This window comes from Parapedobacter flavus (genome assembly GCF_035818675.1).
Lineage (GTDB): Bacteria > Bacteroidota > Bacteroidia > Sphingobacteriales > Sphingobacteriaceae > Parapedobacter > Parapedobacter flavus.
On sequence record NZ_JAYKZZ010000006.1, the window covers coordinates 170,802 to 193,630 of the forward strand.

The window sequence follows — 22,829 nt, forward strand, 5'->3', positions numbered from 1 at the left end:
TGTAGTAATTTACAATAAATCTAAACAATTTGCAGTCGATTTGTACACCCTTTTTCGCTACCTTTGGAAGTCGCACTAAAACCGGTGTCCGTAAATGATAACATTAGACATACAGAACACAGCTTTTACGCAGGCGGTATCTTTTGTAAACCATACCAACCGCAATATTTTCCTCACCGGCAAAGCCGGTACCGGGAAAACCACGTTTTTGAAATACATCCGGCAACATAGTTATAAAAAGATGGCCGTGGCGGCACCTACAGGTGTTGCTGCAATGAATGCCGGTGGTACCACCCTCCATTCCCTGTTTTGGCTGCCCTTTGGGCTCTATATCGAAGATTATGAGCTGGCGTGGAACGATGACGACAGCCATATTTACAACCGCCGCCGCCTATTCGGCAAAGTGAAGCTGACAAAGCAACGGCGCGCGTTGCTGCGGGAAATCGAACTGCTGGTTATCGATGAGGTATCCATGTTACGGGCCGATACGCTCGACGCTATCGACACGATTTTGAAAAGCGTAAGGCGCGATGCCCGCCCATTCGGCGGCACGCAGCTGCTTTTTATTGGCGATATGTACCAACTGCCCCCAGTGGTGAAAGAACGCGAAAGGGAGGTGATGGCGTCCTATTACCCCAGTCCGTTTTTCTTCGACGCCAACGTGCTGCGCGAGCAGCCCCCTGTTCTCCTCGAGCTGAAGAAAATCTACCGGCAGAGCGAGCAGACATTTATCGATATCCTCAACGATATACGCAACAATTGCTGCACACCGCAGCAGCTGGATGTGCTCAATAATTATTATGAACCCGATTTCGTGCCGCCCGCAACAACACCGTACATCACGCTGACCACCCACAACAACCGTGCAGACACCATCAATCGGCAGGAACTGTCTACCCTCGCTGGGAAGTCGGTTATACTGAAGGCTAAGGTGGCCAAGGAATTTCCCGAAAGCATGTATCCGGCAGAGCTCGAACTAACGTTGAAAATAGGAGCACAGGTGATGTTCATCCGCAATGACAGCGGCGATGATCGCCGATATTATAACGGCAAAATCGGCTATGTGAAACACATCGATTCGGCCGGTGATAGCCTGATGGTGGAATTTAAAGACGATAGTGAAGCCGTAGAGGTGAAGCGGGAGGAGTGGGAAAACATCCGATATAACTACGATAAATCGCAAGATAAAGTAGCCGAAGAAGTGTTGGGTACATTTGCACAGTTCCCGTTGCGGCTGGCTTGGGCCATCACGATCCATAAGAGCCAGGGGCTTACATTCGACCGTGCCATCATCGATGCGGGTGCTTCGTTTGCCGCCGGGCAAGTGTACGTTGCGTTGAGCCGTTTGCGCACATTAGACGGGCTGGTACTGCATTCGCGGATCCCTCCGCACAGCATCCGCACAGACCACCAGGTGGCCGATTTTTCAAGCAATACAGCCACCGAAGATGAACTCGGCCCCCTACTGGAAGCCTCCCAGCGTAATTACATCGGTCAGCTGTTGCTAGAAGCATTTAAGTGGGACCGCATCGTAGACGCGGTGAAGATGCAGCGAACGGATTTGCCCACCCGCAACATCGCTGACCAAGAGGAAGCCATGCGGTTTATCGAGGTCATATGCCTCGCCTGCGAAACATTGATGGAAGTAGCCAACAAATTCCGTAACCAGTTGAATAGCCTACTCAATAAAGACGGTCAAGCCGATTACCCCCAGATTCATGAACGTATCACGAAAGCGACGGCTTGGTTTTTACCGCGGATGGACACGCAGTTAATAGACACATTGGGGCAGCATATCAGCAATTGGGGCGTCAAAAAGCGGACAAAGAAATACGTCACGGAACTCAAAGAATTGTTCGTCGACTTGAAGCGAAAAAGAGAACAGTTGCGGCAATGTGCCGTGATTACGGAAGCATTGGTAAACGGAGACGCCTTGCAAGACGTCATGGTCAAAACGGCTGCACTGACTACTATTGCCGTCGCCCCCGAAGAATTGCCCGCTGTCCGTAAACCGACCAAAGGTGCAACGAAGTTAATCAGCTTCGACCTCTTCCAGTCGGGCAAAACCATCGACGAAATTGCCGAAGAACGTGCCTTAACAAGAGGTACCATCATTGGCCACCTCACCGATTTCATTGGCAAAGGGGTAGCGGCCAACCAACTGATGGATGCAGCCAAGCTGGCCTCCATCCAGGAGGCGCTGCGGGAGAATCCCGAAAAATCTTCATCAGCAATCCGGGCGATACTGAACAATAAGGTCGAATACCACGAGATTCGTATCGCCCAAGCGTCTATTATCTCCTAGTTTGTGTATCTTTGAAGCTTTTATTTTTTATTTTCTGATACCACCGTTGTGAAATGCAGCAAGTTGATACCACACAACCGCACGAACTGATATACTCGCTTTGCGAACACCCCTATTTGGGTTATTTGATCGAACCGCATGTGGTGCAGCTCAATCCCAATGGCGGCTATTCGCTGACCCACCGCCGTGTTTTCAGTCACACGGCGGTCGACTATGCTGCGATCCTGGACGAGGTGGATTACAAGCTGATTAAACTATTGGAACAGGTGGAGCAAACCAATGTCATCAAACGCTACCATAAAAAGCCGATACGCCCCCTCGATTTTTTCGCCAAATTTTTCGACGATAAATTCCTCGACTATATCCGGCCCAAGATCGATACATGCCTGCTTCAGGCGCTCGGATTACTTGGGGGCAAGCGCCTATTCCTGATGAGCAAAGACGGGTACGCGGCCGACCAACCCATAGCCATAGCCGAGCAACCCGCTTCAGTATTGTTCCACTTCAGGCGTAGCGATGAAGAAACCCGGTACTTCCCCACCATCAAATATAACGGGCACCGCATCGAGTTTATGTATAAAGATGCCAAGGTGGTTATTAATCAGCAAGCATGGCTGTTGCTGGAAAATGTGCTCTACCATTTCGACCAGCCCCTGGAGGGGAAGAAGCTGTCGCCGTTCCTGCAAAAGCGCTATATCGCCGTAGGACGTGCTACGGAGCATAAATATTTCGAAACCTTTGTGCGTGGGCTGATTGAGAAGCACCATGTATATGCAGAAGGTTTTACCATTGAAACGCACCAGCATAACGCGGTGCCTGTGGTCAAACTACTGTATGTAGAAAATGGCATTTCGCAGCTACAGCTGCATTTCCGCTATGGCCCCTACCTTTTCGCATCAGGTGGTCAGCATAAGGTAACGGTCCGTATGGAATACGACGAGGCGACCGATTATTACACGTTTCACCGCATCAAGCGGTCGTTGCAGTGGGAAGACAACCGGATGCAGGAGCTGCTGGCCATGGGGCTGCATAAGGGCAGTGCGCTTTTCAGTTACCTCGAACCGATACCGAACGGCGCCGATGCGGTGTCGGCGATGGATTGGCTTCGCGACCGGAACGATGAGCTTCGTCAGCGCGGCTATGAACTCGTCCAGGATGATCCAAACAAGCGGTTTTTCTTTGGCCTAACCGAGCTCGATTTGGCTGTTGAGGAGCATAACGACTGGTTTGACGTACGTGCCACCGCCCGTTTTGGCGAGTATGAAGTGCCGTTTAGCCAGTTACGCAACCACATCCTCACGAATACGAAGGAATTTGTGCTGCCCAATGGCGAGGTGGCCACCATACCGGACGAGTGGTTTGCGCGGTACAACCACCTTTTCCAGTTCTCACAAGATAAAAAAGGCATCCGGCTGGAGAAATACCACGTTGGCCTGCTCAACGATATTTCCGAACATACCACGCTGACCATGGATCGGAAAATCGAACAGCTGGCAACGTTCGACACCATCGCCGATGCGGCGCCCCCACTGCGGTTTAAGGGCCAGTTGCGGCCTTATCAGCAAGCCGGGTATAACTGGTTCCATTTCTTGCAGCAATATCGATTTGGTGGCTGCCTTGCCGACGATATGGGCCTGGGGAAAACCGTACAGACATTGGCGCTGCTCCAGCAACAGAAAGAAACGGTCGACAGGGATACCGCCCCATCAACGTCGCTCATCATCATGCCTACCTCCTTGGTATACAACTGGGAAAATGAAGCTGCTAAATTTGCACCTGATTTACAACTATTGGTCCACACCGGTGTAGGCCGTACCAAGGAGCCGGCCTTGTTTGAGTCCTATGACCTCGTGATCACCACCTATGGCATCGCGCGCATCGATGAAGAGCTGTTGAGTTCTTTTTATTTCAATTATATCATCCTTGATGAGAGCCAGCTGATCAAAAACCCCTCGTCCAAATCGTTCAAAGCGGTAAAGGGACTTAAGGCGAAACATCGGCTGGTGCTGAGCGGTACACCAGTAGAAAATTCCGTGGCGGACCTATGGTCACAGATGGCCTTTTTGAACCCGGGTTTGCTGGGTAGCTATCGCTATTTCCAACAGGAGTTTGTGCAGCCTATCGAGAAGAAGAAGGACGACGAAAAGGCCCAGCGCTTGCAAGCCATGATCAAGCCGTTTGTACTGCGGCGCACCAAAATCCAGGTGGCTACGGAGCTGCCACCCAAATCAGAGCAGGTGTTCTATTGTACCATGGGTGAAGAGCAGGCCGAATATTATGAGCGCGTCAAATCCGAATACCGCAACGCCATATTGGAGAACCTCGGCGACGAGAAGGCAAAGCCACCGCAGATTGCACTCTTGCAGGGGCTTACTAAGCTCCGTCAGTTGGCCAATCATCCGGCCATGGTCGATGCCGCCTTCAACGGCGAATCGGGTAAGTTCGAAAGCGCTATCCACACGCTAGAAACGGTCTTGCAGCGGGGCAATAAAGTGCTCGTTTTCTCCCAATTTGTGAAGCAATTGGTGCTGTTCAAACAGTATTTCGACAAACATGGTATCGGTTACGCATACCTCGATGGCGCCACCAAAAACCGGAATGAGGTGGTGCGGCAGTTCCGCGAAAACAAAGATACCCGCCTATTTCTGATTTCCATCAAGGCCGGTGGCGTGGGGCTCAACCTGGTGGAGGCCGATTACGTCTTTATCCTCGACCCCTGGTGGAACCCTGCCGTGGAGCAGCAGGCCATTGACCGCACGCACCGCATTGGGCAAACACGCAATGTGTTTATCTATAAATTCATTACCAAGGGTACCGTCGAAGAAAAGATACTCGCCCTGCAAAACCGCAAGAAAACCATTGCCGATACGCTCATCACCACGGAGGAGAGCTTTATCAAGTCACTGTCGCGCGACGATATCAAGGAGTTGCTTGGGTAAACGCTTCCAGTCCGACTTTCATGCGGGCCACCGTTTCCTCGCGGCCCAGTTGGGCAGCGATATCAAACACATGCGGACCGAATTTGCCACCCACCAGCATGATGCGAAAAGGCAGCATCAGCTCGCCCATCTTCATGCCCGATGCCTGGATAGCGAGTTTGTAGAAGCTTTCCAGCTCGGCACTGTGCCACGGATCGAAGGTTTCCAGTCGGGCAGTCATGTCGGCGAAGAACGCTGTTTTTTCTGCGCTCCAACGGGGTAGTACCGCGGCCAAGTCATAGCTTTCCGGTCGTTTGAAAAAGAACGACGCCTGCGCCCAGAAGTCGGAAACGTATGTGAGCCGGTCTTTGACGAGGGCCAGCACATCGGAGAGTTGTTTCTCGTCGACGTGCGGTACGCCATGTTCGGCCAGTAAGGCGGTCAATTGCGGCAGGAGGCGGTCGTCATCGCTCCGTTTGATCCATTCGTGGTTGAACCACTTCGCTTTTTCAAAGTCGAACTTAGCTCCCCCCTTGCTGATCCGCTCCAACGAAAACTTATCGATGAGTTCGTTGAGGGCGAAAAGCTCCTGGTCGGAACCATCATTCCACCCCAAGAGGGCCAGCAGGTTGACAAAAGCTTCGGGGAGGAAGCCCAATTCGCGGAATCCTTGGGTGACGGTGCCCGTTTCGGGGTCGTGCCAGTTCATGGCGTAAACCGGGAAACCCAGCCGGTCGCCATCCCGTTTGCTCAGCTTGCCATTGCCATCGGGTTTGAGGATAAGCGGCAGGTGGGCCCACTGCGGCATGGCATTCAGCCACCCCAGGTATTCCCATAGGAGCACATGCACAGGTGCCGAAGGTAGCCACTCTTCGCCGCGGAACACATGGCTAATGGCCATTTGATGGTCGTCTACCACCACGGCGAGGTGATACGTGGGCATGCCGTCTGCCTTGAGCAGTACCTTATCGTCGATCAATGCCGATTCGAAGCTCACCGTTCCCCGTATCAAGTCGTCTAAGTTAATGGTTTCATCGACCGGTATTTTGATACGGATCACATGGGGGTGGCCCGCCTCCAGCAGCCGCTGGGTTTCGTCGGGAGCGAGGCTGAGCGAATTGCGTAGCTGCAGCCTGTTTTCGTGGCTATACCTGAAGTTGGGCTGCTGTTTACGCTGCGTATCCAACTCGTCGGCCGTATCGAATGCATAATATGCATACCCATCAGCAACGAGCTGCTCGGCATATTGCCGGTAATCCGATTTGCGCTCACTTTGGCGGTAAGGACCATAATCGCCTCCGTGGTCGGGGCTTTCATTCGGTTCAATACCACACCAGGCAAGGCACTCCTGGATGTATGCCTCCGCGCCGGGCACGAAGCGTGTACGATCGGTGTCTTCGATGCGAAGTACGAACGAGCCACCATGCTGGCGCGCGAATAAGTAATTGAACAAAGCTGTGCGCACCCCACCCAGGTGCAGCCCCCCGGTGGGGCTCGGTGCGAAGCGCACCCTTACCTTCCTGTCTTGATCCATGGGGCAAAATTAGATAAATTTATAGCCGAAAACCACCATCTGCGGGGAATTATGTATTTTGGCCGAAATTAGAGGGACACCCCCATAGATGAATCCTTACCAATATAACCAGCAGCGCTGGAAATTTGCGTTGTTGATTTTTGCAGCGTTTATTGCTGCGGCGTCGCTGTTGTATACCAATTTCCTGGTGAGGAACCTCTCGAAATCCGAGCGTACCAAGGCGGAAGTCTGGGCAATGAGTACCCGGAGTATCATCACGATGCCCGATGTGGACGACGAGATGATCACATTCATTTACGCCGTGCGCGATAGCCTTTCACTGCCTGCGATCATTGCCGATGTGCAGGACAGCATCATTTACTGGCGCGATCTGGATTCCACCAAAACCAATATATTGGCATCCGATGTGGAGGCTAACGTAGTGTACGACCCGGCTTACTTCAGTCGCCAGTTGGCCATTATGAAGAAAAGCCACCCCCCGATTATCATCAACCTTCCAAATAACGGACAGTGGTTTGTTTATTATAAAGATTCGCTGCTGTTAAACCAACTGCGGTTTTTCCCCTATGTTCAACTCACGCTCATTGCCATTTTCCTGGCTATCGCGTATACGGTGTTCAACTCCATCCGTAAGTCGGAGCAGAACCTCGTGTGGGTAGGGCTGGCCAAAGAGGCGGCCCACCAGTTAGGCACACCGATTTCCTCGCTGATGGCGTGGCTGGAGCTGGTGCGGGCCAAATTTGAGGCCGAAAACGATCCGTTGCTGAATGAGATGGAAAGCGATGTGAAACGCTTGGAAGTCGTGGCCGACCGCTTCTCCAAAATTGGATCAACGCCGGTACTGAAGAGCCAGGCAGTGTACAAAACGGTGGTCGATTTTGTCAATTATTTCAAGGTACGGACCAGCGACAAGATTATTTTTAACGTCTCGGGCGAGAATAAGGCGGAGGCCATGTTAAATGTTCCCTTATTTGACTGGGTGCTCGAAAATCTGTTAAAAAACGCTGCAAATGCCATCGAGTCTGCGGGCCGCATCGATATCGTTATTTCAGAAAATATTGCCAAAGAACAAATTTTTATAGATATTAGCGATACCGGAAAGGGGATACCCCGTAGCCAGTTTGAAGCAGTTTTCCAGCCGGGGTTCACCACGAGAAAACGGGGGTGGGGGCTAGGGTTGAGCCTTACCAAGCGCATGATTGAATACCATAAAGGACAGATTTTCGTCAGAGAATCGGAGATTGATAAAGGAACCACATTTAGAATCGTATTACCAAGTAGCCAAACGTATGAACCCGCTCAGATCTGATGAATACCCAGCCATCTATTCCGCCTATATTGATACCGTTAGCGGTGATGTGATGGAGCTCCTCACCGAGCAGATCACCGCATTTCCCGAATTTTTGGCCGGTATACCGGCAGGCAAGTCGGAGTTTGCTTATGCCGAGGGCAAGTGGACGATCAAAGAGGTGGTGGGGCACGTAATCGATACCGAACGGGTAATGGCCTATCGTGCACTGCGATTCGGCCGGAACGATACCAAAGAGCTAATCGGATTTGAACCAGACGATTTCGTGGCCAATGCGCGCTTCAATGAGCGGTCGTTGGAAAGTTTTTCCGAAGAATTTGTATGGGTAAGGCAATCAAACCTCGAGCTCTTCAAGCATTTCAACGAGCATGAACTGGCGCGGAAAGGCCTGGCCTCCGAACGGTTAACCAGTGTGCGGGCATTTATGTATATCCTTGCGGGCCACCTCAATCATCATCGGAATATTATCCGTGAGCGTTATTTGGGTGGGGAGTGAGGTTGTGAGTTTGTGAGCCTGTGAGGTTGTTGAATAAAAAAAACATAAAATAAAAAACCTTTTTCAACCCATTTTGTAGTTATAGTATCTACGAAACCATTTCCATGGTTTTATGATACGGTTTAGGTGTAGGAAATGTCCCGATTGATCGGGACGTTTCCTATTTTAGGGTGTTTTTAGACCACGCAGCATCTTGCTATTTCGGCATATCGAACCTAAACAACCGATTGCATAATCTTTTTTGTTTCAAATGTAGATTTTATTTTATAGTCTTGCAGTACGTGAAACTACAAATATACTAATCAACAATGAGCGTAAATTCCAACTCCCCCAGATCCACGATGGGTCCGATGATTATCATCGGTGCTTTATTTTTTATTTTCGGATTCGTTACCTGGTTAAACTCGGTATTGATCCCCTATCTGAAGATAGCCTGCGAGCTTAACCACTTCCAATCGTATCTCGTTACGTTTGCTTTTTACATTGCCTACCTGCTCATGGCACCGGTGTCTACGGCGACGCTTCGGTATTTCGGGTTCAAAAACGGGATGGCAGTCGGCTTGGTGGTCATGGCTGTAGGAGCCCTGATATTTATCCCTGCTGCGATGAGTAGGACCTACGTGTTGTTTCTGATCGGATTGTTTGTGCAAGGTGGCGGTCTAGCTATCCTCCAAACGGCATCAAACCCGTATATTACCATTATCGGACCGCCCGAAAGTGCTGCTCAGCGGATCAGTATCATGGGTATTTGTAATAAGTTTGCTGGTGGGCTGGCACCGGTGGTGTTGGGTTTCTTTCTCTTGAGTGATGCGGACGGGCTCACCGAGCGAATTGCCGCCTTAACCGACGCGCAACGTGCGTTGGAACTGGATGCCTTAGCGGCGAAAGTCATCGTTCCTTATTTAGGGATTGTGGCAGTACTGGTGGTGCTGGCAATTGTAATTTTCAAATCGTCACTCCCCGAAGTGGATACCGATGCCGAAGATGAAACCGTGGCCGCATCAAATACCGGTAAGAAAAGCGTATTTGAGTTTCCGCACGTATTGCTGGGTGTGCTCACCTTGTTTTTATACGTGGGCGTGGAAGTCATTGCCGGCGATACGATTGTTAGCTATGCGGCTAGCGAAGGGATATCCCTTACGCAGGCCAAGTTTTTTACCACTGCAACGATGGTATCGATGGTTATTGGTTACGTTATCGGTATCATTACCATTCCAAAATACATTAAGCAAGAAAAGGCTTTCGTTATCTGTGCCATTCTAGGGTTACTATTTTCATTTGGCGCGATTTTTACTGCCGGTTTCACCTCCGTGTTGTTTATCGCGTTACTTGGATTGGCAAACTCGTTGATGTGGCCTGCTATCTGGCCCCTAGCCCTCGCCGGTGTAGGCCGGTTCACCAAAGCTGCGTCATCGCTGCTCATCATGGGTATTGCCGGCGGTGCGATCATACCGTTGGCGTATGGCGCACTGGCCGACCACTTCACCCCACACCAAGCCTATTGGGTTACCATTCCGTGCTACCTGTTTATTCTCTATTATGCTGTAAGTGGGCATAAGGTGGGTAGGCCTAAAGCCCGTGACTAGAAATATGGTGCCTGATTTTCCTGCACCATGTTCATCGGTGCAGGAAAACAGGACTTTGGTGAAATAAATAATACCCTATTAACGCGATGTGCCTTTCCGCTATTATGCGCCAATTGTAATATTTCGGTAATGTTGGCGGATGCTTGGCGAATATGCTTACATTCGAGCCTTGTAACCAACAACATGTAACATGAAGAAAACAATATTTACGACCGCCTTGATTGCTCTAGCAGTTGCCGTGGGTTGGCAACCTGCAGAAGCCCAAGTGAAATTGCCGCCAGCGAGCAGCGCGCAGACCGTCACCCAAGGCTTGGGTATCAGTACCGTCACATTGAAGTACAGTAGGCCGAATAAAAATGACCGGAAGGTTTTCGGTGCGCTGGTACCCTATGATGAAGTTTGGCGTACCGGAGCAAACGGTATTCCCATCGTCACGTTTGACGGACCTGTAACGATAGCCGGTAGCCAAGTTGAAGCCGGTACCTACGGGTTGCTGACCATTCCGGGCAAGAAAAATTGGACCATCATCCTCAGCAAAAACAGCGAGCAGTGGGGCGCCTATACGTACAAACAGGAAGAAGACCTGCTGCGTTTTGATGTGAAAGCCGAGCGGCTGGCTAAGCCCTTGGAAACGTTTACCATCTCGTTTTCCGATGTACATCCGAAAGGCGCGCGGCTCAATATTGCGTGGGAGCGGACAACGGTCGGATTCGATCTGGTAGTCGACCAGGATGCCGAAATCACAGCCTCCATAGCCGAAGCGATGAAAGGCGATAAGAAGCCGTATTTCCAAGCTGCACAATACTATTATAAGAACGATAAAGACATCCAGCAGGCACTTGAGTGGGTCAATGAGGCGGATAAGGCGCCAAACCCCGCACCTTACATCAAGTACTGGAAAGCCCTTATCCAATTAAAGGCGGGCGATAAGGCAGGCGCGATTGCTACTGCCACGGAAGGTGTCGAAATTGCCAAACAACAGAACAACGAAGAGTACGTGAAACTCAATGGCCAAGTGATTGCGAAAGCCAAGAAATAATTACAAATCGGTAGGTTGAGATCATCGCATAGCCCCTGCACCAAGTGTGGGGGCTATGTGCATTTAAAGGGAAGCATTCAGCAGTTCTTCCAACTCCTCGTGGCTGATGTTCATGTTGACATTGCCGTCCTTGGCAAACGATATTTCGCCCGTTTCTTCCGAGACGACTACCGCCACGGCATCGCTCACCTCCGTAACCCCAATGGCCGCACGGTGCCGGAGCCCGAAGTGGAGCGGTAGGTCTTCGCTTTCCGACAAGGGAAGCACGCAGCTTGCCGTCATGATTTTGAAGTCGACAATCACCACCGCACCGTCGTGCAGCGGACTGTTTTTCTGGAATATACTCTCGAGCAATCGTTTGGACAGGTGGGCGTCCATGTATTCACCGCTGGTTTGGTAATATTCTTCGTCGAAATATTTAGCGAATACAATCAACGCACCCGTGTATGATTTGGACAGGCTGCGGCAGGCATCGATAATGGGTTTGAGATGAGCATGGTGATCGTGCTCGGCCGTCTTTTTGCTCACGAAAACAGACCAAAGGAAGTTTTTCCGCCTTACGGATATATTCTTGCCGATGTGGATGAGGAATCGCCGGATCTCCTGCTGGAAGACCACGACAAGTGCTAGTGAGCCCACACTGATGAAGCCCCCGAAAATCTCGGTGAGCAGGTGCATGTTGAATTGCTTAACGAGCAGGAAGATGACATAGATAAGTCCGAGGCCGATGAGGATGTTGACGGCAATGGTACCGCGTATCAGGCTGTAGACATAATAGAGAATCACCGCCACCAGAAGGATGTCGACTATATCTAGTAACCGGAAATTGAAGTCGAAGCTCTGCAAGTCCATATCCCGGGCAATTTAATAAATTTCCGCTGTAAAAATTTTTAATGGCAGCGAAGAAATTGATAAATTGTTTTCAATTTATCAAAGTTTATATCTTTGCTAGACAAAAAACAATCATCATGGCTAGACTTTCCGTCAACATCAATAAAATCGCAACGCTGCGCAATTCGCGCGGGGGAAATAACCCCAACGTATTGGAGGCTGCGCTGGCCTGCGAGCAGTTCGGCGCGCAGGGCATCACGGTGCACCCCCGGCCCGATGAACGGCATATCCGCTACCAAGATGTATTTGATTTAAAGGCGGCCATCCGTACCGAGTTGAATATCGAGGGGAACAGCCGCGAGGAGAAATTCGTGCGGTTGGTATTAGACGCTCAACCCGCACAGGTTACGTTGGTGCCCGATGATCCGGGGCAGATCACATCCAACCACGGCTGGGACACGCTTAAACATCGGTCGTACCTACAAGATATGTGCGCATTGTTTAAGGGCGAAGGGATCCGGGTATCCATTTTTGTCGATGCGGATCCCACGATGGTGGAAGCCGCTGCCGAAACAGGTGCCGACCGTGTGGAACTGTATACGGAAGCGTACGCACATGACTGCCTGAATAGTCCTGAGCAGGCCTTGGCGCCTTACCTCGAGGCGGCAAAGGTGGCCCAGCAAGGGGGATTAGGGCTCAACGCGGGGCACGACCTCGATCTGCACAACTTGCGGTACTTCAACCAGCACATCCCCGGGTTACTGGAAGTGAGCATCGGTCACGCATTGATTGCCGACGCCCTATACCTAGGCTTGGAAGAAACCATTAGGCGGTATAAGACGGAGCTGCAATAGCCAATTTATGAGGTGTCCTCTTCGACGGGCTATCCTTTATTTAATGCCCATAAAAATCCGCTCCCAACGTATCTTGTCGAAGAATGTGCCGTCTTTATCCCAGCTAAGCCATACAAACAGTGCTTTACCCACAATGTGGTCTTCGGGTACGAAACCCCATGTCCGTGCATCTTCCGAGTTGTGTCGGTTATCGCCCATCATCCAGTAGTAATTCATTTTGAAGGTGTAGCTATCTGTTTTGGCGCCGTTGAGGTAGATGCCGTCGTCGCGGCTTTCCAGCTCATTGCCTTCATACACGCGGATGGCGCGCTCGTAGAGCGGCATGGTCAAGCTATCCAGGCTCACCGTCCATCCTTTCTTAGGAATGATCAGTGGGCCGAAGTTATCGATGTTCCAATGGTACAGCGGGTCACTGGGGAACACGCCCGGTTCATTCGCATCCTGGTGCCTGATGTTGGGAACGATCTTCGTCACGTTGGCCCAGCTTTTTACTTCCTCATACGCCTCTTCGGTAAGGTAAAGTTGGTAGGGCTCGCGTGCGTAGGGATTGTAACTGATACGCATGTCGAGCAGCCGTTGCGGATTAAGCCCCGTACCATCGGTATAGACATAGTAATCCATTTGGCCATGTGGCGGTTCGAATCCAGGTTCCCCGTTAACGAATACGGCCGCTCCGCGCAATGAAATGGTGTCGCCCGGAATACCTACAGCACGCTTGATGTAGTTCTCCCGTTTGTCAATGGGGCGGTTGAAGGGCGCATCCGCTTCCATGGGGTAGTTGAACACCACGACATCGTTGCGCTCAATCTCCTGGAAGCCGGGTAGGCGGTGATACCCGATTTTTATGCCCTCCCAATAGGCCTTGCCGCCCACGAGCGGCATGGTATGGTGGGCGAAGGGAAAGGCAACAGGGGTCATCGGCACCCGGGGGCCGTAGTTCAGTTTACTCACGAACAGGAAGTCGCCCACCAACAGGCTTTTCTCCATAGATCCCGTTGGGATCATGTAGGCTTCAATGAGAAATCCCCGGATCAATGTGGCGGCCACCACGGCAAATACAATGGCATCCGCCCACTCACGGCCAACGGATTTTTTGTACGGATATTTTTCCTTGAACTCGGCCGTTGCCGACTGGCCCAGGTACACGACCTTCGGGTCGTTGCCCCACCACGGAAGCACCACAAAGGGAAATACTACGGTAGCCGCATACTCCCAAAACCGGCGTTTACCAAAGCATTTGACCAAGTCGAGGTAGAGGCCGAAAAAGATGAAAATATTCACAATCGGGATAAGCAGCAGCGCAATCCACCATCCGGGGTGCCCCGTAATTCGTGTGATGACGTATTCGCGGTAGATGGGTATCAGCGACTCCCAGCCTTTGCGGCCCGCTTTTACAAAGAGCTTCCAAAGTCCGAAATGGACAAGGACAAGGATGATGGCAAAAACGATATATCCCATATATGTTAGGTTTTTGTGTTGTAAACGATTATTAGCTTTCTATTAAATGCGATCACCAAACTTAGATAAACTATTGATATTTTTGTTATTTTTTTTGGCATCAATGAGATCGCTACGCTAAGTATGTATATAAAAGCAAGTTTATTCGCAGCAATCTGCTTTCATCGGTGCTCATGATTGCTTCGCAGTTATCGATCTCTCATCTGCCGCTGAAGAACAAGTTATTATAGATGAAAGTTAAACATTTCAGTCACTTGGTAAAATCCCGTCCGGCCTTGCACCCATTCTGCCGCAACCACCGCTCCTAATGCGAAGCCTGCACGGCTATGGGCGGTGTGTTTAAATTCCAGCTGGTCCACCTCCGAGCTGTAGAGCACCGTGTGGGTTCCCGGTACCTCGTCGATGCGGTGGCTTTCGATGAGCAGGTCGTTTGCTTTTGGTACGGCTTCGTCGCCCTCACCGATGAGGTTGTTTATCCATCCGGTCTTTCCGTCGCTATGGTCGATGATGCCTTCAGCAATGGTAATGGCCGTACCACTTGGCGCGTCCAGCTTCTGTGTATGGTGAATTTCCTCCACTTGCACGTCGTATTGCTTGTACGGGTTCATCGCGGCTGCCAGCAATTTGTTCATATGGAAAAACACGTTGACCCCGATACTGAAGTTAGAGCCATAGAGCAGTGTTTTGTTACTATCCAGGCACCGTTTTTTTACGGCGTCGAGTTGGTCATACCAGCCGGTGGTGCCCACCACGATGGGTACATCAGCAGCAAAGCATAGATCGATGTTGGCGATCGCCGCTTCGGGCCTGCTGAAATCGATCGCCACGTCAGCACCATCCAAGTCGGCCGCCACGATATCCTCGCGGTTGTTTTCATCCACAACCAGGTGGATGTGGTGCCCGCGCTTTTGGGCGAAACGCTCGATAAGCTGCCCCATTTTGCCGTATCCAAGTAATGCGATGTTCATGGTCGTCTATTGTCTGTTGTCTACTGTCTACTGTCTACTGTCTAAAACCTAAAATCTACCTTCACACCAATTGTATAGGGCTGGTTGCGGTATGCCCACGAAGAGCCGGGGGTCGCCAACAGCGTAGGGGCAATGTTGAACGCCAGGTCGTCATCGATTTCCCATCGGTTTTTGAGCATGGAGTTCACATAGGCTTCCACGGCCTGTAATCCCCACCACCCCAGCGTAACCAAGATGGTCAAATCGCGGTTGCGCCGATAGTAATCCTTCGCATTGATCATGTAATCCGTAATCTGGCTGCCCGCTCCAAGGTGCGGGTATTTTGATTCCGGTGGAATAGCGTGGTTATTGTTAAGGCGATATTGTACTTCCCCAAGAATGTCGTGGTAGTATCGGTTGTTGAACTCAAACACCAGTACCGCGCCCACGAAGCCACCGTAGATCACGGGTACTTTGAGCCACCACCAGCCGCCGTTGGTGATCTGCCCCCAGCCGGGTACCATCAGCGATTGCTTCCAGGGCCTGTTGGACATGGCCTCCAAGGCCAACCGGGCCGAATCCTTGAACACCACCTGCTCTTGCTCTGCCGCCTCCCGCTCGCGCTTTTCCCGCTGCCGCCGTTCCCTTCGGGTTTCGCCGGCAGTGGTGTCCACTGCGGCCGCAGCTAAACTGTCCACCGGCTTTGGGATGCTATCACGCTGAAGGCTGTCGGGCTCCTGGGCACACACCGTGCCAACGGATACCCAAGCGAACAGCAAGATCATAAACAATCGATTCATCACCAATCCAATAATTCGAGAATCCGGTTCAGGTCGTCTTCCGAATGGAAGGGGATTTCGATGGCACCCTTTCCTTTTTTATCGGGTGCCTTCAGCCGCACCCGCGTGGAGAATTTCGATGCCAGGTCGTCTTCTACCTTCTGGTATTGGAAAGACAGCGGCGTGCTTTTCGCGCTTTTGGTCGTTCCCCTGCTGGAGAGCCCCTGCATGTCGCGGACCAACTCCTCGGTTTTCCGTACAGAAAGTCCCTTTTTGACAATCTCCCGGTAAATATAAAGCTGTTTGTCGATCTCGGGCACGTTGATCAATGCCCGTGCGTGGCCCATACTGAGCTGTCCATCGCGTATGGCTGCCTGTATAACGGGCGGAAGCTTCAATAGCCGCAAGTAGTTGGTTACCGTCGACCGGTTTTTGCTCACGCGCTCGCCAAGTTCCTCCTGCCGCAGGTTGCATTCCTCAATCATCCGTTGGAAACTCAAAGCCACTTCCATCGCGTTGAGGTTTTCCCGTTGGATGTTTTCAATGAGCGCCATTTCGAGCATCTGCTGGTCATTGGCGGTGCGCACGTAGGCCGGTATCTCGGTAAGGCCGGCAAGTTTGGCCGCACGGAGGCGCCGCTCACCGCTGATGAGCTGGTAGGTGCCCCGGTCGGCCTGGCGTACGGTAATCGGCTGGATCAATCCCTGGAGTTTGATGGAGTCTGCCAGCTCACGGAGGGCTTCTTCGTCGAAATCCGTGCGGGGCTGGAACGGATTGACAACGACCTGGGAAATCGCTACCGCGCTGATGCCAGCCGTGCTACGCTGTGCTTTCACATCGCCCACCCCTTTGTTTTCCGTCGATCGGTGCGTTACCTCTTCCGAGTCATCAAGCAATGCACTTAATCCCTTCCCCAAACCTATTTTCCGTTGTTGTGCTGCCATGGTTTACGATACGCTTACGTGTGCTGTTTCTTCTTTATTAAGATTGTTTTTCTCGAGGATTTCCCGCGCCAGGTTCAAGTAATTGATGGCCCCTTTGCAGTTCGCATCGTGCATGATGACAGCAATACCGAAGCTCGGTGCCTCACTCAGCCGCGTGTTGCGCTGGATGATGGTATCGAAAACGAGGTCGTTGAAATGGGTACGTACCTCCTCGACCACCTGGTTGGAAAGCCGCAGCCGCACATCGTACATCGTCAGCAGGATGCCTTCGATCTCCAGCGCGGTATTGAGCCTGTTCTGCACGATCTTGATGGTATTGAGCAGCTTTCCCAGCCCCTCCAGCGCAAAATATTCGCATTGCACCGGGATGATGACCGAGTCCGAAGCCGATAGCGCGTTGATGGTGATGAGGCCCAGCGACGGTGAACAATCGATGACGATAAAATCATATTCATCTTTTACCTCAGCCAAAATGCGCCGCATTTTAAATTCGCGCTCGTGGAGGTTGATCATCTCGATCTCGGCGCCCACCAAATCGATGTGTGCCGGCAGGAGATCAAGATAGGGGGTATCCGTATGCTGGATGGCCTCGCGTGGGCTGAGGTCGTTTACCAGGCATTCATATACGCTGGCTTTGACCGTCCGGGGGTCAAAGCCGATTCCCGACGTCGAGTTGGCCTGCGGATCGGCATCGACCAACAACGTCTTATATTCAAGCACAGCTAAGCTGGCTGCCAAATTGATGGAGGTCGTTGTTTTACCCACCCCTCCTTTTTGATTCGCTATTGCAATGATTTTACCCATGGGTGATGAAAATATCCTTTTATTCGTACATTTGGGCGTTTCAGCGCGTACTGAAAGCGACGGGCTAAGATACGCTTTTTTAATTTAATCCATTATGATAACCATCATATCCGGTACGAACCGCCCACATAGTAATACGTTCAAACTGGCTACTTATTATCAGCAGAAACTTACGGAACGGGGCGTCGATTCGCACATTCTTTCGCTCGCCGACCTGTCGACCGATTTTATCGGGGCAGACATGTATAAAAACCGAAGCGTTACGTTCCAGCCTTACCAAGACCAGGTTACGGCGACCGAAAAATTTATTTTTATTATCCCCGAATATAACGGGAGCTTTCCCGGCATACTGAAAACATTCGTTGATGCCTGCCAGTTTCCCAACAGCTTCTTCAACAAAAAGGCGGCGTTGGTGGGGCTGTCAAGCGGTAAATACGGCAACGTGCGTGGGGTCGACCATTTTACCGGCGTGTGCCACTACGTGCGCCTGCAAGTGATGCCCCTGCGCATCCACATTCCGCACATCTTCCAGGAGCTCAACGACCAGGGTAACCTCTATCGGGAAGACACCCTGCGGTTTACCAACGAGCAGCTCGACGAGTTCATCCGGTTTTAGCCTACTTCAGCTCCTCCTCGCTGATGTCGCCGTTGATCACCACGGTTTTGGTCACCGCTTTCAACGGCATGGGCATCATTTTATTGACAATGGTGACCGTTTCGGGCAGCTGTATACCGTCGTAAGTCGCATACCCCTCAACGGTCATTTCGCCCGAAAGCTCGCTTTCCGTTTTGAGCTTGAGGCCCGATGCTACGCTGTAGTAGGCCACAGAGGCATTCGTTCCTTTGGTTATCTTCACCTTGTAGGCGTCTTCCCCGTTTACCTTCGTAATACCATCCAATTCCAATGCGACGTCATCATCCGTGGCATAGGTCAGTTCGGGGAAGATAAGCAATAACGATTGGTAAGCTGCAGCGGCTTCTGCAGGCAGCTCCTGCGATTGTCCCTGGGCTGTTGCCGTCACCTTATCAGGCGTCACAACAACTTTAGACAGTACCTGCGGCCCCAGCTTGGTGTTCTGTACCGCAATCTGCTTGGTTTTATCCACCAGCTCCTCGATGGTGATGGTCATGCCCTGGATCTCCGCCTCACCAACCGTCCTGATGGTATTCACGGCGGCCAGCTTCTCCTTCCCACCGATGGCTTCGAGGTATTTCGCAATCACGCCTCCCGCCGTTACGCTGGCATCGGTGATGGCGACCTTCACTTCCGGGTCGCCAGTAACCGTGTAATACCGCACGTCGCCAAAGCGGGCCATCTGATCAGCAAAGTCATCGGTTTTACCGACCACGGTAATCTGCAGGTTATCACCATGGATATAGTTGGCGGCAATGGTATTGACTTGATCGAGCGTCAAGGCATCCAGGTTTTTCAGGTAATTTTGGTAATAATCGTCGGGAAGTTCTTGCAATTCGGCATTGATGGCAAACCGGGCGATGGTCGACGGCTGCTCCAGCGATCGGCCGAAACTGCCCGCCAAGGAAGCCTTCGCCAGGTCGAGTTCCTTTTGGGTAATCGTACGTTCGCCGATGCGCTTTAGTTCGTGGATAAACTCTTGCGTAGCACTATCGGTTACCGCATTGCGTACGCTGGCGCTGGTGTTTAACCTCGCCACGAGTTCGTCCGGGCTGATGCTGCCGTAGGCACCGTAAGTATATCCTTTATCTTCACGCAGGTTTTGGAAAAGCCTTGCCGAAGCGCCGCCCCCCAAAATCTCGGACACCACCGATACACCGATCACGTCAGGATTATTGGGTTTCAGCACCAAGGGATAGCCCACGTTGATGACCGATTGGGCACTTGCCGGGCGGTTCACAAGCACAACCTTGTTGCCGGTGGGTGCCTGGGGTACGGGCCATTCATGTTTGGGTACATCACCCCGTTCCCAGTCCGAAAAATACCTTTTCACCAGCTTCTCTGCTTCCTTGGCCGTGATGTCTCCAACAATGGCCAGGTACGCGATATTCGGTTTGAAATAGGTGTGGTAATAGCTTTTGATATCGTCCACCTGCACGTTTTCCACCGTCTTCTCGGTTTCGGTCTCCCCATAGGGGTGGTCCTTGCCGTACATCACTGCATTGCGCACCACCCCGACGATGCTGTTGGGGTCTTCCTTCGCTGCCGCCAATCCCGAAATGGCCTGTTTCTTCAGCTTATCCAATTCGGATGGCGGGAAGGCAGGGTTAAACAATACATCGGCAAAGAGGTCGAGCAGTTGATCGTTGTATTTCTTCAGCGACGATGCATTGGCTGAGGTAGACGATGCATTGATACGGGCGCCGATACGGTCGATGGCCTCATCCAGCTCGTCGTTGCTGCGTGTGGCGGTGCCGCCCATCAGCATGTCGCCCACGAAAGACGTGAGCCCAGCTTTGTCGCCCTCAAAAATAGGGTCGCGGTCCAACACCAAAGAGTACGTCACGCGGGGGAGCTTATGGTTTTCCACCACAAACACCTTAAGGCCGTTGGGCAGGGTGAACGTGGCGGGATCACCGATATTGATCTGCGGGGCCGGGCCAGGCTCCGGGTATTGGCTGCGGTCTACTTGTGCAAAGGCGGTTGCCGTGCTGCACAAGGCTACCAAGAGATATATGCTGATCTTATTCATTGTTGTCTTTTTTAGGGTCATTGCTTCGGATTGGCTGCTTATTCGCCGTCGGCAGGCTTAGGAAGGTAATACAGCACCACCCGCCCGTTTTTACCCAGGTATTCCTTCGCCACACGTTGGATGTCCGCGCGCGATACCTTGTTGTACTTATCCATTTCGCGATTCACTTCGTTGGCATCGCCGAAAAACGTTTTGGCGTTGGCCAAACTCTCCGCAATGCCGGCAACGGAGGCGTGTTGGCTTACCACAGCGTTTTCAACCTGTGCTTTCAGCTTTTGGAAATCGTCTTCCGATATGCCGTTGGCAATCACTTTCTCCAATTGTTCGTCGATGGCGTGCTCCAGCGAGTCTGCCGGTACGCCCATGTTGGCAATTCCGTATAGCAAGAATACACCGCCGTCTTCCAGATCCAGCGGAAACGCAGCCACCGCTACCGCTTTCTGCTGTTTGTCTACCACCTCTTTGGTTAGTAGCGAGCTTTTCCCGCCGGTCAGGTAAGTAGAGAGCATGCTCAGCGCATGGCTGTCCTTGTGTTTTTTGGGCGGCAGATTATACGCCTGAATCACGGCGGGCAGCTGGATGTTGTCATACACCACATCGCGTGTTTCGGCCGTGCGCCGCGGTTCCGTTACCGTTGGCCGATTGATGGTGCCGGTGCCTACCGGTATCTCGGCGAAATAGGCGCGCACCCATTCCTCCGTTTGGTCGTAGTCGATATCGCCCGCGATAGACAGTACCGCATTGTTCGGCACGTAATAGGTGTTGTAAAACTGCATGAATTCATCGAGCGTCGCGGCATTCAGGTGGTCCATGGAGCCAATTACCGGCCATTTGTAGGGATGCACCAGGTGCGTCCGTTTGAAGGTTTCCTGCAAAATCGTTCCGTAGGGTTGGTTGTCTATGCGCTGCCGCATTTCCTCTTTCACCACGTTACGTTGGGTTTCCACACCTACACTATCGATCTTGGCATGGAGCATCCGCTCGCTTTCCATATACAAGGCAGTTTCGAGGTAGTTTGCGGGCACCACTTCGTGGTAATACGTTACGTCATTCGAGGTGTACGCATTGAGTGTACCGCCGATGGATTCGATTTTTTTCATGTATTCGCCACGGCCGATATTTTCGGTGCCTTCAAAGAGTAGGTGCTCAAAGAAATGAGCGAATCCGGTACGCTCGGGGTTTTCGTTTTTGGAACCTACGTGGTACATCACCGATACGGCCACAATAGGGGTGGTGTTGTCTCGGTGCATCACCACGGTTAGGCCGTTGTCAAGCTCAAATTCCTTGAATTCAATGTGATTTTGGGCGATTGCAGGGTTGCCTCCACAGAGCGATGCACCCAAGAATGCGGAGAGGATTAAGATTTTATTCATTGTGCTATGCGATGTTAACAGTAACTACACGATTAACTACACGATGTTTATCGTGAAAATATCATGCAAGTTTACCATTCTTGGACGAGAAACGGCGAAGGTTGTTACAACTTTCGCATGACCTCAGCTTTTAGGTATTGTTTTTTTGTGTGTTATGGAAGAGTCTTTGTCAGGGTCACCCTCATGGTTTTTTTTTTCAGTGAATTAACCCTAAGTTCATACGCAAGTGCTAATTTTGCTATTGACTTTGCTGGAATTGACGAATATTCGCCGTTGACCTTGTCAAGTCCAACGGTAAATCTTATTTTGCTACGCGGTTTTATTAGAACATGGACTACAAAGCATTAAGCGATAAAGAATTGGTCGGCGCATTGAGTCATGACGATCAACAAGCGCTGGGAGAGCTTTACGACAGGTATTGGAAACGTCTCTTGTTGATTTCGTTATCCAAACTCTCAGTGGCAGCTGACGTAGAAGAGATCGTAAATGACACCTTCTATGACTTATGGCGATCGAGGAAAAAACTCGATATCAAAACCAATGTAGCCCGCTATCTTTTTGCTATCGTGCGATATAAAATTTTTGCGCACCTAGCCGCCGCCAAAAAGCGGAAGCATATTGTTCGGCTCGATGACTTGGAAGGAATAGATTATTCCACGACCGCAGAGAGTACCCTGGATGCCTTGCTGGTTGAAGAATGTCAGGGACAGATTGAGCAGGCCGTTAATAATCTTCCCGACAAGTGTAAGTTGGTTTTTAAATTGAGCAGAAACCAAGGATTATCCATCAACCAAATCTCGCAGCGCCTAGAGCTATCCCCAAAAACCGTCGAAGGGCACCTATCCAACGCCTTAAAGAAACTTCGGGTTTCGCTTTCACAGTTAATTTCAATTTTGATTTTTCCATTTCTTTTCTGAAATAAGTACGGTACCGACCAAGGGTAACCGCTTGGTTCTACACACTATATTAATACAAAAACGTGTGAC

General features: G+C 51.3%; 18 protein-coding genes. 9 read left to right on the forward strand and 9 right to left on the reverse strand.

Annotated elements, in window-relative coordinates; translation table 11 throughout:
* Window positions 1–94: 94 nt before the first annotated feature.
* Together U9S71_RS06460 and U9S71_RS06465 are read left to right on the forward strand one after the other, a co-directional pair.
* The gene (locus U9S71_RS06460; protein WP_326326125.1) at window positions 95–2,305 is read left to right on the forward strand and encodes a helix-turn-helix domain-containing protein; all 2,211 of its coding nucleotides are present in this window, start codon (window positions 95–97) and stop codon (window positions 2,303–2,305) included.
* Window positions 2,306–2,358: 53 nt separating this feature from the next.
* Window positions 2,359–5,244: a DEAD/DEAH box helicase gene (locus tag U9S71_RS06465; RefSeq protein ID WP_326326127.1), complete on the forward strand. Its 2,886-nt coding sequence runs from the start codon at window positions 2,359–2,361 to the stop codon at window positions 5,242–5,244.
* On the opposite strand, the gene gltX is transcribed toward U9S71_RS06465, so the two are convergent.
* Window positions 5,225–6,757: a glutamate--tRNA ligase gene (gene gltX, locus U9S71_RS06470; protein ID WP_326326129.1), complete on the reverse strand. Its 1,533-nt coding sequence runs from the start codon at window positions 6,755–6,757 to the stop codon at window positions 5,225–5,227. The genes U9S71_RS06465 and gltX overlap by 20 nt on opposite strands.
* An 88-nt stretch (window positions 6,758–6,845) precedes the next feature.
* Here gltX and U9S71_RS06475 point away from each other — a divergent pair, with 88 nt between their 5' ends.
* The 4 genes from U9S71_RS06475 to U9S71_RS06490 all read left to right on the forward strand — a co-directional run bounded on the left by U9S71_RS06475 (window position 6,846) and on the right by U9S71_RS06490 (window position 11,187).
* Window positions 6,846–8,066 carry a sensor histidine kinase gene (locus U9S71_RS06475; protein ID WP_326326131.1) on the forward strand — a complete coding sequence of 407 codons (1,221 nt, stop codon included), beginning with the start codon at window positions 6,846–6,848 and terminating at the stop codon, window positions 8,064–8,066.
* A complete protein-coding gene (locus U9S71_RS06480; RefSeq protein WP_326326133.1) occupies window positions 8,047–8,562 on the forward strand; it encodes a DinB family protein in 516 nt (171 codons plus the stop codon). Before U9S71_RS06475 ends, U9S71_RS06480 begins: the two co-directional genes overlap by 20 nt.
* Before the next feature lie 308 nt (window positions 8,563–8,870).
* Window positions 8,871–10,148: a sugar MFS transporter gene (locus U9S71_RS06485; protein WP_326326135.1), complete on the forward strand. Its 1,278-nt coding sequence runs from the start codon at window positions 8,871–8,873 to the stop codon at window positions 10,146–10,148.
* Window positions 10,149–10,338: 190 nt separating this feature from the next.
* Window positions 10,339–11,187 carry a DUF2911 domain-containing protein gene (locus tag U9S71_RS06490; RefSeq protein ID WP_326326137.1) on the forward strand — a complete coding sequence of 283 codons (849 nt, stop codon included), beginning with the start codon at window positions 10,339–10,341 and terminating at the stop codon, window positions 11,185–11,187.
* Window positions 11,188–11,250: 63 nt separating this feature from the next.
* On the opposite strand, the gene cdaA is transcribed toward U9S71_RS06490, so the two are convergent.
* Window positions 11,251–12,039, reverse strand: a complete 789-nt coding sequence (gene cdaA / locus U9S71_RS06495; protein ID WP_326326139.1) for a diadenylate cyclase CdaA — start codon at window positions 12,037–12,039, stop codon at window positions 11,251–11,253.
* 116 nt (window positions 12,040–12,155) lie between these two features.
* Between cdaA and U9S71_RS06500 the strand changes: the two genes are divergently transcribed.
* Window positions 12,156–12,872 (forward strand): pyridoxine 5'-phosphate synthase, encoded by a 717-nt coding sequence (locus tag U9S71_RS06500; RefSeq protein ID WP_326326140.1) that lies wholly within the window; start codon window positions 12,156–12,158, stop codon window positions 12,870–12,872.
* Between the two features lie 36 nt (window positions 12,873–12,908).
* Here U9S71_RS06500 and lepB read toward each other — a convergent pair whose 3' ends face one another.
* The 5 genes from lepB to U9S71_RS06525 form a co-directional block, all read right to left on the reverse strand.
* Window positions 12,909–14,330, reverse strand: coding sequence for a signal peptidase I (lepB, locus tag U9S71_RS06505; RefSeq protein WP_326326141.1), 1,422 nt, complete (start codon window positions 14,328–14,330; stop codon window positions 12,909–12,911).
* A 224-nt stretch (window positions 14,331–14,554) separates the two neighbouring features.
* Entirely contained in the window at window positions 14,555–15,298 is a 744-nt protein-coding gene (gene dapB / locus U9S71_RS06510; RefSeq protein WP_326326142.1) for a 4-hydroxy-tetrahydrodipicolinate reductase, read from the reverse strand.
* Between the two features lie 41 nt (window positions 15,299–15,339).
* Entirely contained in the window at window positions 15,340–16,077 is a 738-nt protein-coding gene (locus U9S71_RS06515; protein ID WP_326326143.1) for a DUF5683 domain-containing protein, read from the reverse strand.
* Window positions 16,077–17,000, reverse strand: a complete 924-nt coding sequence (locus U9S71_RS06520) for a ParB/RepB/Spo0J family partition protein (RefSeq protein WP_326326144.1) — start codon at window positions 16,998–17,000, stop codon at window positions 16,077–16,079. The genes U9S71_RS06515 and U9S71_RS06520 overlap by 1 nt, the downstream gene beginning before the upstream one ends.
* A gap of 3 nt (window positions 17,001–17,003) precedes the next feature.
* Window positions 17,004–17,804: a ParA family protein gene (locus U9S71_RS06525; RefSeq protein WP_326326145.1), complete on the reverse strand. Its 801-nt coding sequence runs from the start codon at window positions 17,802–17,804 to the stop codon at window positions 17,004–17,006.
* Window positions 17,805–17,898: 94 nt separating this feature from the next.
* On the opposite strand from U9S71_RS06525, the gene U9S71_RS06530 reads away from it, so the two are divergent.
* A complete protein-coding gene (locus tag U9S71_RS06530) occupies window positions 17,899–18,420 on the forward strand; it encodes an NADPH-dependent FMN reductase (RefSeq protein ID WP_326326146.1) in 522 nt (173 codons plus the stop codon).
* 1 nt (window position 18,421) lies between these two features.
* Here U9S71_RS06530 and U9S71_RS06535 read toward each other — a convergent pair whose 3' ends face one another.
* Both U9S71_RS06535 and U9S71_RS06540 read right to left on the reverse strand, forming a co-directional pair.
* Entirely contained in the window at window positions 18,422–20,470 is a 2,049-nt protein-coding gene (locus U9S71_RS06535; protein WP_326326147.1) for a M16 family metallopeptidase, read from the reverse strand.
* A 38-nt stretch (window positions 20,471–20,508) separates the two neighbouring features.
* A complete protein-coding gene (locus U9S71_RS06540; protein WP_326326148.1) occupies window positions 20,509–21,843 on the reverse strand; it encodes a M16 family metallopeptidase in 1,335 nt (444 codons plus the stop codon).
* A gap of 329 nt (window positions 21,844–22,172) precedes the next feature.
* On the opposite strand from U9S71_RS06540, the gene U9S71_RS06545 reads away from it, so the two are divergent.
* Window positions 22,173–22,760: an RNA polymerase sigma-70 factor gene (locus U9S71_RS06545; protein WP_326326150.1), complete on the forward strand. Its 588-nt coding sequence runs from the start codon at window positions 22,173–22,175 to the stop codon at window positions 22,758–22,760.
* The last annotated feature ends 69 nt before the right edge of the window (window positions 22,761–22,829 follow it).

Excerpts from the sequence above, each read along its gene's own strand:
- U9S71_RS06530 (WP_326326146.1), top strand. The coding sequence starts at position 17,899 with ATGATAACCATCATATCCGGTACGAACCGCCCACATAGTAATACGTTC.
- gltX (WP_326326129.1), bottom strand. The coding sequence starts at position 6,757 with ATGGATCAAGACAGGAAGGTAAGGGTGCGCTTCGCACCGAGCCCCACC.
- U9S71_RS06485 (WP_326326135.1), top strand. The coding sequence starts at position 8,871 with ATGAGCGTAAATTCCAACTCCCCCAGATCCACGATGGGTCCGATGATT.
- U9S71_RS06490 (WP_326326137.1), top strand. The coding sequence starts at position 10,339 with ATGAAGAAAACAATATTTACGACCGCCTTGATTGCTCTAGCAGTTGCC.
- U9S71_RS06525 (WP_326326145.1), bottom strand. The coding sequence starts at position 17,804 with ATGGGTAAAATCATTGCAATAGCGAATCAAAAAGGAGGGGTGGGTAAA.
- lepB (WP_326326141.1), bottom strand. The coding sequence starts at position 14,330 with ATGGGATATATCGTTTTTGCCATCATCCTTGTCCTTGTCCATTTCGGA.
- U9S71_RS06535 (WP_326326147.1), bottom strand. The coding sequence starts at position 20,470 with ATGAATAAGATCAGCATATATCTCTTGGTAGCCTTGTGCAGCACGGCA.
- U9S71_RS06540 (WP_326326148.1), bottom strand. The coding sequence starts at position 21,843 with ATGAATAAAATCTTAATCCTCTCCGCATTCTTGGGTGCATCGCTCTGT.
- U9S71_RS06500 (WP_326326140.1), top strand. The coding sequence starts at position 12,156 with ATGGCTAGACTTTCCGTCAACATCAATAAAATCGCAACGCTGCGCAAT.
- U9S71_RS06515 (WP_326326143.1), bottom strand. The coding sequence starts at position 16,077 with ATGAATCGATTGTTTATGATCTTGCTGTTCGCTTGGGTATCCGTTGGC.
- U9S71_RS06460 (WP_326326125.1), top strand. The coding sequence starts at position 95 with ATGATAACATTAGACATACAGAACACAGCTTTTACGCAGGCGGTATCT.
- dapB (WP_326326142.1), bottom strand. The coding sequence starts at position 15,298 with ATGAACATCGCATTACTTGGATACGGCAAAATGGGGCAGCTTATCGAG.
- cdaA (WP_326326139.1), bottom strand. The coding sequence starts at position 12,039 with ATGGACTTGCAGAGCTTCGACTTCAATTTCCGGTTACTAGATATAGTC.
- U9S71_RS06520 (WP_326326144.1), bottom strand. The coding sequence starts at position 17,000 with ATGGCAGCACAACAACGGAAAATAGGTTTGGGGAAGGGATTAAGTGCA.
- U9S71_RS06465 (WP_326326127.1), top strand. The coding sequence starts at position 2,359 with ATGCAGCAAGTTGATACCACACAACCGCACGAACTGATATACTCGCTT.
- U9S71_RS06480 (WP_326326133.1), top strand. The coding sequence starts at position 8,047 with ATGAACCCGCTCAGATCTGATGAATACCCAGCCATCTATTCCGCCTAT.
- U9S71_RS06545 (WP_326326150.1), top strand. The coding sequence starts at position 22,173 with ATGGACTACAAAGCATTAAGCGATAAAGAATTGGTCGGCGCATTGAGT.
- U9S71_RS06475 (WP_326326131.1), top strand. The coding sequence starts at position 6,846 with ATGAATCCTTACCAATATAACCAGCAGCGCTGGAAATTTGCGTTGTTG.